At 52.8% G+C, this 14,176-nt stretch carries 16 protein-coding genes and 1 pseudogene; all 17 read left to right on the top strand.

All coding sequences use genetic code 11. The features are described from left to right. Window positions 1-3: 3 nt before the first annotated feature. Window positions 4-852 carry a head maturation protease, ClpP-related gene (locus tag ACOI7Z_RS10615; RefSeq protein WP_071010295.1) on the top strand — a complete coding sequence of 283 codons (849 nt, stop codon included), beginning with the start codon at window positions 4-6 and terminating at the stop codon, window positions 850-852. Between the two features lie 9 nt (window positions 853-861). After that, entirely contained in the window at window positions 862-2,079 is a 1,218-nt protein-coding gene (locus ACOI7Z_RS10610; protein WP_205847275.1) for a phage major capsid protein, read from the top strand. Window positions 2,080-2,121: 42 nt separating this feature from the next. Beyond that, window positions 2,122-2,328: a hypothetical protein gene (locus tag ACOI7Z_RS10605; protein ID WP_023317647.1), complete on the top strand. Its 207-nt coding sequence runs from the start codon at window positions 2,122-2,124 to the stop codon at window positions 2,326-2,328. Next, window positions 2,328-2,654, top strand: a complete 327-nt coding sequence (locus tag ACOI7Z_RS10600) for a head-tail connector protein (RefSeq protein WP_101862654.1) — start codon at window positions 2,328-2,330, stop codon at window positions 2,652-2,654. The genes ACOI7Z_RS10605 and ACOI7Z_RS10600 overlap by 1 nt, the downstream gene beginning before the upstream one ends. 11 nt (window positions 2,655-2,665) lie before the next feature. After that, entirely contained in the window at window positions 2,666-3,004 is a 339-nt protein-coding gene (locus tag ACOI7Z_RS10595) for a phage head closure protein (protein ID WP_080795207.1), read from the top strand. Then, window positions 3,001-3,450 (top strand): HK97-gp10 family putative phage morphogenesis protein, encoded by a 450-nt coding sequence (locus ACOI7Z_RS10590; RefSeq protein ID WP_023313509.1) that lies wholly within the window; start codon window positions 3,001-3,003, stop codon window positions 3,448-3,450. Before ACOI7Z_RS10595 ends, ACOI7Z_RS10590 begins: the two co-directional genes overlap by 4 nt. Beyond that, window positions 3,447-3,794, top strand: coding sequence for a DUF3168 domain-containing protein (locus ACOI7Z_RS10585; RefSeq protein ID WP_049013587.1), 348 nt, complete (start codon window positions 3,447-3,449; stop codon window positions 3,792-3,794). The genes ACOI7Z_RS10590 and ACOI7Z_RS10585 overlap by 4 nt, the downstream gene beginning before the upstream one ends. A gap of 56 nt (window positions 3,795-3,850) precedes the next feature. Continuing rightward, window positions 3,851-4,555, top strand: coding sequence for an immunoglobulin domain-containing protein (locus ACOI7Z_RS10580; protein WP_101862655.1), 705 nt, complete (start codon window positions 3,851-3,853; stop codon window positions 4,553-4,555). A 30-nt stretch (window positions 4,556-4,585) separates the two neighbouring features. Beyond that, window positions 4,586-4,990 (top strand): phage tail assembly chaperone, encoded by a 405-nt coding sequence (locus tag ACOI7Z_RS10575; RefSeq protein WP_021313622.1) that lies wholly within the window; start codon window positions 4,586-4,588, stop codon window positions 4,988-4,990. An 11-nt stretch (window positions 4,991-5,001) separates the two neighbouring features. Further along, entirely contained in the window at window positions 5,002-5,298 is a 297-nt protein-coding gene (locus ACOI7Z_RS10570) for a phage tail assembly protein T (RefSeq protein WP_172969418.1), read from the top strand. A 73-nt stretch (window positions 5,299-5,371) separates the two neighbouring features. Next, window positions 5,372-5,605 carry a YebO family protein gene (locus tag ACOI7Z_RS10565; RefSeq protein WP_016530182.1) on the top strand — a complete coding sequence of 78 codons (234 nt, stop codon included), beginning with the start codon at window positions 5,372-5,374 and terminating at the stop codon, window positions 5,603-5,605. Between the two features lie 60 nt (window positions 5,606-5,665). Then, complete coding sequence (locus tag ACOI7Z_RS10560; RefSeq protein WP_101862657.1) at window positions 5,666-9,052, top strand: phage tail tape measure protein; 3,387 nt, start codon at window positions 5,666-5,668, stop codon at window positions 9,050-9,052. Between the two features lie 21 nt (window positions 9,053-9,073). Next, entirely contained in the window at window positions 9,074-9,547 is a 474-nt protein-coding gene (locus ACOI7Z_RS10555; protein ID WP_101862658.1) for a hypothetical protein, read from the top strand. After that, a complete protein-coding gene (locus ACOI7Z_RS10550) occupies window positions 9,534-10,010 on the top strand; it encodes a DUF1833 family protein (protein ID WP_023302606.1) in 477 nt (158 codons plus the stop codon). The genes ACOI7Z_RS10555 and ACOI7Z_RS10550 overlap by 14 nt, the downstream gene beginning before the upstream one ends. Before the next feature lie 12 nt (window positions 10,011-10,022). Further along, on the top strand, window positions 10,023-10,403 hold the full coding sequence (locus ACOI7Z_RS10545) for a nitrite transporter (RefSeq protein WP_022615519.1): 381 nt from the start codon (window positions 10,023-10,025) through the stop codon (window positions 10,401-10,403). Next, window positions 10,400-13,477 carry a host specificity factor TipJ family phage tail protein gene (locus ACOI7Z_RS10540; protein WP_205847276.1) on the top strand — a complete coding sequence of 1,026 codons (3,078 nt, stop codon included), beginning with the start codon at window positions 10,400-10,402 and terminating at the stop codon, window positions 13,475-13,477. The genes ACOI7Z_RS10545 and ACOI7Z_RS10540 overlap by 4 nt, the downstream gene beginning before the upstream one ends. 77 nt (window positions 13,478-13,554) lie before the next feature. After that, window positions 13,555-14,176, top strand: a pseudogene (locus ACOI7Z_RS10535) (flagellar biosynthesis protein); the annotation flags it as partial.

Here is a 14,176-nt window from a genome sequence, read left to right as displayed (position 1 = left end):
CTGATGAGCAAAAAACAACTTCCGGTAGCGCCGGCGGGTCGCCCCTGCGCGCGCGTTACCTGTGAAACATTACCGTCCGCACTGGACCGCTGGGACGGTGGTATCAAAGCGGCGGCTACTGACGATAACAGCATTTCTGTTTTTGATGTTATCGGTCAGGACTACTGGGGCGAAGGGATAACAGCCAAACGTATTGCCGGTGCGCTTCGGGCGATGAACGGTGCCGACGTTACGGTGAATATCAACTCCCCGGGCGGCGACATGTTCGAAGGCCTGGCTATTTATAACCTTCTCCGCGAATACGAAGGCCATGTAACGGTGAAGGTGCTGGGCATTGCCGCCAGTGCCGCCTCAATAATTGCGATGGCCGGGGATGATATTCAGATTGGCCGCGGTGCCTTTCTGATGATCCACAACTGCTGGGTGTACGCGATGGGAAACCGCCATGACTTCGCTGAACTGGCGCAGTCACTGGAGCCATTCGATACCGCAATGGCTGATATTTACGCGGCGCGATCCGGCCTTGATATTGCCGCCGTTCAGAAACTAATGGACGGCGAAAGTTATATCGGTGGCAGCGATGCTGTGGCGAAGGGACTGGCAGACAGCCTGCTTTCTGCTGATGCGGTCAGCGACGGCGACGAATCACCTGCAGCTGCGCTTCGCAAACTTGATGCATTGCTGGCCAAGACCAACACCCCACGCGCTGAGCGCAGAAAACTCATTAAAGCCTTATCAGGTGGCATGCCTGGCGCTGTCACCACCAAAGACGGTACGCCGGGCGCTGCCGAAGATATCAAACCTGAAACCCTCAATTCACTTGAAAGCGCCCTTGCGGCGTTAGTCAAATAAGGACCTTTTATGTCTGATGTAAACGAGATTTTGAAAAAAGTTACAGCCTCCATTGAAGATGCGACTAGCAAATTCAACGCCAAGGCTGAGGATGCGCTGAAGGAAGCGCAGAAATCCGGCAAGCTTTCTGAAGAGACAAAGGCTTCAGTGGATAAGATGGCGACTGAACTGAACGCCATGCGCGAAGCAGAAAAGTCCCTCAAAGCCGCACTCGGAGAACTGGAGCAGCACGTAGCTCAGATGCCGCTGTCAAATGCTGCAAAAGTGGTCGAAACCGTTGGCCAGGTGGTGATTAACTCCGAAGCTCTGAAAACTTTCTCGGCGAGCGTTGAAGGCGGAAAGCGCCTCAGTATTCCGGTTAACGCAGCCCTGCTCTCAACAGGCGTTGCTGATGGTGTTGTTGAACCTCAGCGTTTGCCGGGTATCGATACCACGCCCAAACAGCGACTGTTTATCCGTGATCTGATTGCTCCAGGTCGTACCGGCGCGCCTGCAATTTTCTGGGTGCAGCAAACCGGGTTTACTAATGCGGCAAAAGTTGTCGCTGAGGGGACCACCAAGTCGTACAGCGATATTCAGTTTGCCACCAAAATTACCCCAGTCACCACCATCGCGCACATGTTCAAGGCGTCCAAGCAGATCTTGGATGACTTTGCCCAGTTGCAGTCGACGGTCGACGCGGAAATGCGCTACGGCCTGAAGTATGTTGAAGAACAGGAAATTCTGTTCGGTGACGGTACCGGCGTTCATTTGCACGGTATTGTTCCCCAGGCCACTGCCTTTGCTGGCGCTTTTGAAGTCGAGCAGCAGAACGGCATTGATGATCTGCGTCTCGCCATGCTTCAGGCGCAACTGGCGCGCTTCCCGGCATCCGGTCACGTTCTGCACTTTATCGACTGGGCGAAAATTGAGCTCACCAAGGACACGCTGGGCCGCTATATCCTGGCTAACCCGGCGGCGCTGACCGGACCCACCTTGTGGGGGCTTCCGGTGGTAGCGACCGAAGCTCCGGCATTCCAGGGCAAGTTCCTGACAGGTGCATTCAACGCAGCGGCACAACTCTTCGATCGTGAAGATGCCAACGTGGTTATTTCCACTGAGAACGCCGACGACTTCGAGAAAAACATGATCTCGATCCGCTGCGAAGAACGACTGGCATTAGCGGTAAAACGGCCTGAGGCATTTATTTATGGCTCCTTTACTGTACCGGCTTCCGGCGGTCAGTAATTTCTCTGGCGGCCTCCGGGCCGCAATTTTCGGGGTAATACGATGAAACTTATCGCGGTGAAACCGATTTATTTTGGCGGGGTAGTGGTGACGGAAGGCGAGTCACTGGAGACGCTGGAACAGCATGGACGTGAGCTGGTTCAAAAAGGTTATGCACGGCTGGTGGATGTTGATAATTCTGCGCAGCCGGAACAGCCGGAACAGCCGGAACAGCCGGAAACCGTGCCAGAGAAGAAGGCTAAAAAATAATGTTAGAACTTGAAGTGGTTAAAGAGCACTGTCGCATTGAGCCTGACTTTACCGATGAAGACTCACTATTGACCCTCTACATCGGAGCTGCTTCTCGTTACGTCGAAACATGGACTCGTCGCAAAATTTATGAGTCCGAAACCAGCGAGGGGTATGCAGATGATCCTGATTCAATTCTCCCTGGCGATGATGTGAAAGCAGCAATGCTTCTGCTTATCAGTCACTGGTACGAAAACCGTGAAACGGTCTCTGTCGGTCAGGCTGCTACAGATATTCCGTTTACTGTCGAGGCACTTCTCCAGCCTTACAAAATTTATGGTATTTAAGCGGGGGAATTATGCAGGCAGGACGATTACGGCACCGGGTCACCATCCAAAACTTCACAACCTCCAGAACGCCTTCAGGTCAGCCGGTTGAAAAATGGGAAGATGGGAAAACCATCTGGGCCGAGGTTAAGGGTATAAGCGGTCGTGAACTTTTAGCCGCTGGCGCTGAGCGTGCCGATGCCACCATTCGAGTCTGGGTGCGTTTTCGTACAGATATCTCAGCTTCTTCCCGCCTGAAAGTACGCATCGGCCCGTTTAAAGGTGCCGTTCTTAACGTTACCGGCCCTCCGGTTCCGGATATCAAAGGTACCCGGCTGGAAATTCTCTGCAAACAGGGGACCGAAAAATGATTGATGTGAATCTGGATTTTTCCGGTTTGCAGGATATCGCCCGAGACCTGCAAACCCTCAGCAAAGCCGAAAACAATAAAGTCCTCCGGGATTCGACCCGCGCCGGGGCTGAAGTTCTCCGGCAGGAAGTGATTGATCGTGCTCCCGAACAGACCGGTAAGCTGAAGAAAAACGTTGTTGTCGTCACCCAGAAAAGCCGCCGCCGTGGGGAAATCGCATCCGGGGTGCATATTCGTGGCGTTAACCCGCGAACGGGGAACAGCGATAACACCATGAAGGCAAGTAACACTCGGAATGCTTTCTACTGGCGCTTCGTGGAGCTGGGAACATCTACGGCGCCAGCACATCCGTTTGTTCGTCCTGCCTTTGATACCCGCATGGAAGAGGCTGCGCAGGTGGCGATGCAGCGGATGAATCAGGCTATTGATGAGGTGCTGGCTAAATGACAGAAGATGATCTCTATGACCTGCTGTCGTCGCTGGCAGACGGGCGGGTTTATCCGTATGTGGTGCCGCTTGGCAGCGACGATTTACCCGCGGTGGCCGCTCCTTACATCATTTTCTCGATACCGACTGATGTATCCGGGGATGTTTTCTGCGGTCAGGCAGAGTCAACGTTGCGTATTCAGGTTGATGTATGGGCTGAAACGAATGACGAAGCCCGGGCGTTACGCCTGGACGCCCTGGCTCGCCTGCAGGTTCTTTCACCTGTCGAGGTGACAAAAATTCCTGGCTACGACACGACAACCCATCTTCATCGGGCAACCCTCGAAATAACGGTCATTGCCTGACAAAAACCATTCCAATCCGACCGCCGCTGGCGGTTTTTTCATTTATGGAGGCTGCGATGTCAGCACAATTTGAACGTGCCCAAAAAACGGTAGTAATGATTACCTCTGTGCCGGTCACCGCGGCAGAGCTGGATACCGCAACCTGGTTAAACCTGAGTTGCACTATCAAACAGGCAAGCTTTACCGCTGGTCAGAAAAACGATATTGACGTGACAACGCTCTGTTCGGATGAAACGGAAAATATCAACGGCCTTCCTGCTCCGTCTGAAATGTCACTTTCCGGTAACTTCTACCGCAACCCGGCGCAGGATGCACTTCGTGAAGCATATGATAACGACGGGGTTTATGGGTTTAAGGTTATTTTCCCGTCTGGTAATGGATTCCTGATGCGTGCTGAGGTACGTCAGCACACCTGGGATTCTCAAACCAATGGCGTGGTTGCTGCAACGTTCTCGCTGCGTCTGAAAGGTAAACCCACCAATATTAACGCCCCAGGAGTTCTGTCGTTTGCTACTGACCTTCCGGCGTCCCAAACGGTCGCGGCAGGAAGCGCCCTGACCATGGGCGTGGTCGTCCAGGGCGGTACGGCACCTTATACCTACGCCTGGAAAAAGGGCACCTCGACGGTCAGCGGCCAGACCAGCGCAACGTTTACGAAAGCCAGCGCTGTATCCGGTGATGCCGGGGTTTATTCCTGCGTGGTTACTGATGCCGATGGCACTGTGATCACTTCTTCTGATTGCACCGTCACCATCAATTAACGGAGCGCCGGGAGACCGGCGATAAAATTAATGTCAAAACCGAGTCTTAAAGCACTGGCACTGGCACCGATGGCGGGCTTTCGTAAAAAAGAAGTCTCCGTTCCGGAGTGGGATAACGCCAAAGTCATCATTCGTGAGCCATCAGCAGAAGCCTGGATTCGCTGGCAGGGCATTGCCAGCCCGGAACCACCCAAACTACCGGAAGGGCAGGAGCCCCAGGAGGCACCAGAACTGACCCCTTCAGAACGAGCCTTCCGCACGATGCGGGCCGACGTCACGCTTTTCATCGATATTTTGCTGGATACCGACCTGCAGCCCGTCTTTACTGTCGATGACACCGAACAGGTTGAAGCGATCTATGGCCCTGTGCATTCCCGGCTGTTGAAGCAGGCACTTGATCTCATTCGTGACGCGGATGATGCTAAAGCAAAGTAAAAATGCCTGGCATGCAGTTCCTGATGGCGCTGGCGCTCCGGATGGGCCGCACGCTGGGCGAACTGCGACAAGCCATGACGGTTGGCGAATTCAGGATGTGGGCTGAGTACGACCGTATCAGCCCAATCGGCGATATTCGCGGCGATATCCTCAATGCTCAGCTGGTATCTGCGGTTTACGGAGCGCAGGGCGTTAAAGTCACCATTGAAGATGCTCAGCTTCAGTGGAGCACAGAAGAGATTGAGGTAAACGACGGCGGAGATCCCTTTGCAGGGCTGGAAGCGGCGCTGCTGGCTGCGTCAGCATAGCCAGTAATAATTCGTGTGGATGCCACTCATAACAGGTGTTATGTTGTTTTTTTTGACACACGGAGTGCTTTAAATGACTACTACTGGCTGGATATTATTATTTGTTTTTGCTCGCCTTATTGATCTTGTTATCTGGTATTTCCTGAACAGAGGAAGCGTAAGAGCTAATGATCAGATCGCTATGCTTAAAGAAATCTCTGAAAAGCAAAGTGCTCAAATTGATCTTCTGATTGCACTTGCTCATAAAAAAGAGGAACCAGAAAAAGATTATCTGGAAGAAGCAAGGAAAAAAGCTGGTTTAATTTAATAATGTTGAAATCATAAAAAAGCCCCACATTGTGGGGCTTTTTGTTTCTGAGGAAATGAAATGGCAACCCTGCGTGAACTTATCATTAAAGTTTCTGCTAACTCTCAGTCATTCCAGACCGAGATAGCCCGCGCGTCACGTATGGGGGCTGATTATTATAAGACAATGCAGAATGGCGGCAGGCAGGCTGCGGCTTCAGTTCGGGAAACTCGCCGTTCTGTTGCTGAGCTAACTGACCAGATGGAGTCAGCAAAGGCTACCGCACTGGGATTAACCGGGGCATTTGCTGGTGCTTTTGCTACGGGGCATTTGATATCCCTGGCTGATGAATGGAATTCAGTAAACGCCCGCCTAAAACAGGCATCTCAATCAACTGATGATTTTACCAGCTCTCAAAAACAGCTGATGGATATCAGTCAGAAAACCGGTACATCTTTTTCTGACAATGCTAATTTATTTTCCCGTTCAGCAGCCTCAATGCGGGAATATGGTTACAGCTCCAGCCAGGTGCTGGATATTACTGAGGCTATTTCTACTGGTTTAAAACTTTCTGGCGCGAATGCTCAGGAGTCCAGTTCGGTCATCACTCAGTTTAGCCAGGCCCTGGCCCAGGGCGTGCTGAGAGGCGAAGAATTCAATGCCGTCAACGAGAGCGGCGACAGGGTTATACGGGCGCTTGCGGCAGGGATGGGGGTTGCGCGTAAAGACCTTAAATCTATGGCGGATCAGGGGCAGTTAACCATTGATAAAGTAGTGCCAGCCCTCATCAGCCAGCTTGGTAAGCTACGGAATGAATATGGTGAATTGCCGCAGACTGTTTCATCGTCGGCAACAAAAGTTGAAAACGCGTTTATGCAATGGGTCGGTGGAGCTAATGAAGCTAGTGGCGCGACAAGTACCCTGACCGGATTACTTGATGGCGTAGCCAACAATATTGATCAGGCCGCCACTGCTGCCGGAGCGCTTGTTGCCGTTGGTGCAGCCCGATATTTGGGAAATATGGCTCTTGGTGCCAGCTCTGCAACGGCTGGGATTATTAACGCCGCAAAAAGCGAAGTAGCTTTAGCTGAAGCCCAGGTCAGAGGGACGCAGGTTTCGACAGCTCGTGCGCGTGCTGCAGTTTATCGTGCCCAGCAGGCACTGGCAGCGGCGCGGGGTACAGATGCGCAGGCCGCCGCAGAAAAACGGCTCTCACTGGCGCAGGAGTCACTTAACCGTAATATTCAGGCCAGAGTATCCGCTCAGACTGCACTGAACTCGGTTACTGCTGTAGGTTCCCGGCTCATGGGTGGGGCATTAGGCCTCGTTGGTGGTATTCCAGGGCTGGTTTTGCTTGGTGCCGGTGCCTGGTACACGATGTACCAGAATCAGGAGCAGGCCAGATTATCCGCTCAGGAATATGCAAATACCATTGATGCAGTCCGTGAAAAGACAAAATCAATGTCCCTGCCCGAAGTTTCTGATAATGAGACCAAAACCCGTCAGGCGCTGGAGGAGCAAAACCGTCTTGTTGATGCACAGGCATCAAAAGTAAAAAGCCTGAAGGAAGAGATCGCGGGCTATCAGTATGTCCTGTCTAACCCCGGACCAACAACCAGTGGCGGTTTCATGATAAACCACCTGACCTCGGTCGAAGCGGTCACCCGTGGTCTGGAAGATGCGACTTCCGCTCTGGCCGTTGAACAGGAGAGGTTAGCTCAGATGCAGGCTAAGTCTGAGTCGATCCAGTCGGTACTGGAGGGGATAGAGAACAGGCGAATAGCATTAATCCGGCAGCAGGCTGCAGAACAGAATTCGGCTTATCAATCGTTAATAATGATGAACGGTGAGCATACGGAATTTAACCGTCTTCTGGGTCTCGGAAATAATCTCCTCATGGCCCGGCAGGGGCTGGTAAACGCACCAGTACGCTTACCACAGGTAGACCTGACAACCCAGCAAACGGCTGCACTTGAAAAAAGCCGTCGTGATCTGGCGCTTTCAAAACTCAAAGGTGAGGACAAAGAGCGCGCACGACTGGGTTATGCTGCGGATGACCTGGGGTTAACTAACGACCCACAGTTTCAGACCGGACGGCAGGAGTTGATTAATAACGGCCTGAATGAATGGAGAAACAACCAGGAAAATAAACCCAAGCCAAAAGGAAGGCATGGGAAAACCGAGGCGGAGAAAACCGAAGATACCTATACCCGGCTGATTAAACAGCAACGGGAGCAAATTGCTCTTTCCAGCCAAAACACTGAACTGGCAAAGATGAAATATCAGGTTACTCAGGGGGAATTATCTTCGCTTGAAAAATCCAAAAAGGAAACGTTGCTGCACAATGCGGCGCTTATTGAACAGAAAAATATCGCTGAACAGTTAAAAACATTCCGCGAAGGTCTGGCCGACAGTAATGCTGCCGCCCGGGAAAGGGGGAATATCGATTTCCTCGGCGCAGGACAGGGGGATAAAGCCCGTGACCGAATGAAGGAAATGGCGGATATTCGCGCTGATTTTCTCAGGCAGCAGCGTGACTTACAGCGTGATTTCAGTCGTGGGCAGATTTCCGAAGACCTGTATAAAAAGCAAACGGAAGCGCTTAAAACAGCGCTTGCCGAACGCCTGGATATTCAGGAGGAGTATTACAAAAAAACCGATGAACAGCAGTCAGACTGGCGGGCAGGGATCAGCGATTCCCTGATGAACTATGCCGATCAGGCTTCTGATCTGAGTTCAATGGCTGCCACTGCTACCAGCGAAATTCTGGATGCCACCACTAACTCTATCTCCAACAACCTGACAAACGTCCTGACAGGCGCTGCTTCTTTTAAAGATGGGATGTCGAATATTTTCTCCTCCCTTGGCGAAACGGTGATTAAGACGCTGATCCAGATGGCAACACAGGCATTAATCACCAAAGCGATTATGGCGTCATTCGGCGGCGGAGCGGGTGGGTTGTTCGGTAGTCTTTTTGGCGGTGCCAGCGGTGCGGCAAGTAGTGGTACCGCTATTCAAAGCGCGGGCGCTAATTTTTCATTCAACGCTCTCGGAGGCGTTTACGATTCTCCGTCACTTTCTGCCTACAGCAACGGCGTGTACAGCACTCCCCAATATTTTGCGTTTGCGAAAGGGGCAGGTGTATTCGGCGAGGCCGGGCCGGAAGCCATCATGCCGCTTACCCGTGGCGCTGATGGTTCGCTGGGGGTCAGAGCTGTTGGGCGGGAATCACCGGCGGTACAGAACGCTGCGAAGCAGATCCAGGCACAGCCACGAATTGCTGTCAGCGTAGATGCCCGAAGTACGTTCACCGGTAAACCGGATGACATAACGATGCAGGCAATTGAGCGAAGGAATGACGCTCTGGAACAGCGGATAGTTAACACCTTAACCGCCGAAGTAAATAACCCCCAGAAGAAATTCGGTCGGGCTATTTATTCAAATCTCCAATCTAAAAAACCAAGATAGACCTGCCCGGAGGGAATATTCATGGCAGATATTTTCTACCCGGATGAATACCTGCCCATGCCGCTTATGGACGGGTACGGGTTTAAGCCCATATCACCTTTAGTGCGAACGGAGATGACGTCCGGTCGCGCTCAACAACGAAGGCGATATACCTCAACACCCACCCAGGCATCAGTTAAATGGATTTTTAAAACTGATGCTCTGGCGCAGGTGTTTGAGGCGTTTTTCAGGGATGCGCTTAAAGATGGCCAGTCCTGGTTCTATCTTAAACTCCAGACTCCAGTCGGGGTAAAGCCCTATAAAGCCAGGTTCGTGGATATTTACGAAGGGCCGACGCTGGTCGCGCCAAAATACTGGCAGTACAGCGCAACGCTGGAATTATGGGAGCGCCCATTACCGCCTTCTGGTTGGGGAAATTACCCGGAATGGCTGGCGGGCCAGTCGTTACTGGATATTGCGCTTAACAGAGAGTGGCCGAAGCATGACAATTCTTGAGCGACTATATGCCAGCAGCGGATCGGAGGTTATTCACGACACGTTGCAGATATCGGCAGGCGATGATAACTACTGGCTAACCAGTGGCTGGGATGACGTTTCCGTGATGCTGGAAAATGGTCAGCCGGCGACGTTTGAAGCCAGCGCGATAGATATCGCCTTACCAGCCAGGAACGCCGACGGGACACAGGATTTAAAGTTTGCTATCAGCAATATTGACGGAAGGGTTTCTGAGGCGATCGATAAAATCCTGGATGAAATGAAATCAGCCACGCTGACATTCCGGCGGTACATTTCATCCGATCTGTCTGCTCCGGCATCATCACCGTATACGCTCGATATCAAATCCGGCTCCTGGACGCCGACAGCAGTTCAGGTCACGGCAGGCTATATGAATGTCCTCAAAACAGCCTGGCCCCGTAAACGTTACAACCTCGCCGAGCATCCGGGCTTACGTTACTAATCTGAGGCAAATATGTTTAATCCTGATAAATACCGTTCTGTTAAATGGCAGAAGGGCGGTAGAGCCTACCCGCTACTCGACTGCTTCGGCATTGTGAATGAAATACGCAGCGACCTGGGGCTACCTGAATGGCCGGATTTTGCTGGTGTGACCAAAGACGGCGGGGGCCTCGACCGGGAAGCGAGAAAGCTGATGCTTTCGCTGAAACGTTGTGAACCCTGTGAAGGTGCCGGAGTGGCTTGCTATTCGGGCTCAACAGTTTCCCATGTCGGGATCGTTGTAATGCTCGATAACCAGCTGCAGGTCGCGGAATGCAATCCAGGCTCGGGGGTTACGTTTCTGCCACTGTCGCGATTTATCCGTCGCTTTAACCGCGTGGAGTTCTGGCAATGACGATAAAGTTTTACCCGTCCCGGCTACCGGGTGAACCCCTTGAAACGCACGAGCATGGTGTGCTGACGCTGCATGAGTGGATGAGCAGAAATGTCCCGAGCTATTCACAGGATAAAACTCATCCTGTCGTGATCGAGCTGAACGGCCAGGCAGTCCCCCCGGCGGAATGGCCGTTATGTTTGTTGCGGCCAGACAGCGACGTGCGGATATATCCCATTCCGTATGGCACGGGTCTTGAAATTGCCGCGTGGGTTTCGGTGGCCGTATCCATTGCGTCTACGGCCTATGCATTATTCTTTGCCCCTAAACCAGAGTTGGGCGGCTTTTCATCCAGTAACGCTTCATCGCTGGATCTGAATCCGGCTAAAGCCAATACAGCGAAGCTTGGCGATCCCGTTAGGGAGGCTTTCGGGCGAAACCGGATTTACCCGGATTACCTGGTGCAGCCGGTAACGCGATTCGACCCTGCTGATCCCACCAGAATGACGGTCGAAATGTTTGTCTGCCTTGGATATGGGCGTTTCTCCTATACCGGCGGAGATTTTCGGGTAGGTGAAACTCCAGCGCTGACCTTGGGCGCCGGATTTTCATATACCAGCTATGGGCCTGGCGATAATGTGGCCGGGGATCGTCGCAGTGAGATATGGTTCAACTCAACGGAAGTTGGGGGAACGTCGAGCGGCAGCGGCCTCGATATGGCTCAGACTGCCCCTGAAGCCAGTGATATCGTTGCTGATGCCATGACCGTCAGCGGTGCCTCTGTCTCGTTTTCTGGCCTCGATGTCGATGATGATAATGATGAAGACGAGGATGAGAACAAACTTCCTCCTGGCTGGATCGCCGGTGCAATTGTCACCCTGAAAGCGCCAGTGAATTATCAGGTATCCATCGAGGGCGGCTTTAACGTGCTGACAGGCGACGTCGTGTCAGAGATTGCGCCATTCAGCGGAATGCCTGTCACCCTAACGTTTAACGGTACTGACTATGATCTGCAGATCTCCACGCATACCCCTCACCAGGACGCCGTTCCGGGAACAGGAGGAGCGACTGCGGTATTACGCGCCAGTGCGTCGCCGTCAACGTATGACTTTACGACAACCAGCCAGACCTTTTCTCTGACCTGGCAGGGTATCACCTATACCATATCTCTGGTCGCCAACTACGGCACAATGTCTGGCTTGCTCGCAGCGATTAATGGCGGGTTGAATGGTTCGGGGCTCATTGCTCAGGATGATGGCGGCGTGGTACGTATCGTCGAGATCTCCAGCCCCTGGCGTGGCGGTTCCATTACGTCATCATTTCTGCCTGCGTCAGTATTTGGCGACAGCCCGGTATTTACAGCTGGTACAGCATCCAGCGGCGGAAGCCCTGCGGTAACAGCCAGCGTCACGCTGGCTTACGATTCTGGCACCGCCTTTTCAGGACTGCCGGAAGGTACTCAGCGGATTTCCCTGGCGCACCGTGGCAACGAATACCAGATAGCGTCTACCGATGGCCCTTCTGCGACCGTACAGCGTGTGGTGAACGGTGTCGTTGACAGTACCTGGTCAGGCTTTCTGATCCGTACCGTCGTGGATTTTGCCGCGTCTGGTATTAACGATAATGAAACCTGGCTCGGCCCCTTTCTGGCCTGTCCGCAAAATGAAGTTGTGGATGCCTTCGAGGTCAACTTTGCGTTCCCAAACGGAATTTGCGGGTTCCAGAACAACGGGAATAAGCGGGTCCGCCATGTCGAGTATGAAATCCAGTATCGCGTTTATGGTTCCGGATCAGGGTGGACGAGTAAGCCAGGGGTTTACGCGCTTAAAAACATTAATGGCCTCGGTTTTACAGAGCGTTTTGATCTGTCCTCTCCCGGGCTGGTGGAGGTTCGCTGCCGTCGGCGCAATGAGCAGGGCTCAAACAATGCCAGGGATTCGATGTTCTGGCTGGCGCTCAGAGGTCGTTTGCTTTCCCATCCAACCTCCTACGCAGGGATATCAACAATAGGGATCACGGTTGAAACCGGCGGCCAGCTGGCGGCGCAGTCAGACAAGCGTGTGAGTGTTGTCGCCACGCGAAACTATGATGGCGGTGGTGACAGAACAATCAGCGGTGCGTTCCTGCATCTTGCCCGCAGTCTGGGATATCGCGACGACCAGATCGACATTGCGGCGCTCAGTACGCTGGAGGCTACCTACTGGACGCCAAGGGGAGAATATTTTGATCACCAGGCAAGCAGTGACAGCACGTCAGCAAAGGATATTTTCGACAAAATTGCAGAGGCTGGCATGGGGTATTTTATGCTGTCTGACGGGTTGCTTTCTGTCGGGAGAGAGGGCGTCAAAAGCTGGACCGGAATCATTACTCCCCAGGATACCGTCGAGGAAATGCAGACGTCATTCAGGGTCCCGTCGGAGGATGATTTTGATGGCGTGGATGTGAAATATATCAACCCTGTGACCTGGGCGGAGGAAACCGTACAGTGCCGGACGCCGGAAAATCCTTTTCCGCGCAAAACGGAGGCATACACCATTGATGTTGCCATGACTGCAGATCGCGCCTGGCGTATCGGGATGCGTCGGTTAATGAAATATCTCCACCAACGCCGAACGTATACGGCTACGACTTCAATGCTGGGATGGTGTCATGACTTCGGTGATCACATTATTTTGTCAGACGATATTCCAACCGGGAAAACCCAAAGCTGCCTGATTGACGCGATGATTTACGACTTCCAGGAAATCACGCTGCACGTCACGGAGCCACTGGACTGGAGCTACGCGAATCCCCGCTGCTGGATACAGTTTCAGAACGGTCGTCCATCATCGCGAATGCTTACGCCGCAGCGGGTGGATGATTTCACGCTCACGGTGCCGTACAACGACGACCTGCATCCCGACGACTGGATTATGGACGACCCAGATATTGATCTGCCGAAGTTATTGTTCTGCGACAGTGAAAAGGGGGTGCGGCATGGGATAGTCCAGGAGGTTGCCCCATCAGGTGACAGCAACTGTCAGATTACTGCACCTGAATATAAAGAAATTTTCTACCAGTACGACGACGCCACATACCCCGGCGACGTCGCGTAATACCCCATAACAACCCCTAATTAACTCTTTTCGCTCAAACCCTCGTTTGGGCGAAGCCTCTTTTTGGAGCAAAAAACATGGCCTTTAACCCGGAGCTGGGGAGCACGTCTCCCGCTGTGTTGCTCGATAACGCCGAGCGTCTGGATAAGCTGGTCAATGGGCCCGAGCTGACTGAGCCAGATCGCGCTGGCGTTGAGCTGGATACCTGGCGCGGAATGATGGCGAAAAATGAAGCCCTTACAGAGGAGACACGACAGAATCTGATTCCTCTCAGCCGCCAGTATGCGACGCTGGCGGCGGCGCAGGCGGATATCGCTAATATCCCGGAGGGGTCGACGACCTATATAAGAAGTCCTAGCGAAAAAGCCCTGGCATTAGAAGCAATGAACAATGGCGGAGTGCTTGAACCTACAGGGCGAGCAATGCCCTCTCAGGAGGCGGTTGATGCGCTGGCCCGGCATTTTGATGGCAGCAATCCTGACTTGCTGATCGGATTTAAAGATGCCCTGAATAAAGTTTTTGCATCATGGAATCTTGCAGGCCAATACGTAGGCGATCTGGAATATGCGCAGTGGGACGAAAACGGCCGAATGTATGCTGACTTGGCCCTGCTGGGTGATATCAAAATCGTTAAAACGTATCAGAACCCGGATGTTGCATTTTATATTCTCGATGCTAACGGGCGTGTCATGCTTGAGA

The sequence above is a fragment of the Klebsiella sp. C283 genome (assembly GCF_048822555.1).
GTDB classification, from domain to species: Bacteria; Pseudomonadota; Gammaproteobacteria; order Enterobacterales; family Enterobacteriaceae; genus Klebsiella; species Klebsiella quasipneumoniae.
The sequence above is the reverse complement of the archived record's forward strand: the minus strand, read 5'-3'. Positions and strand labels throughout refer to the sequence as shown.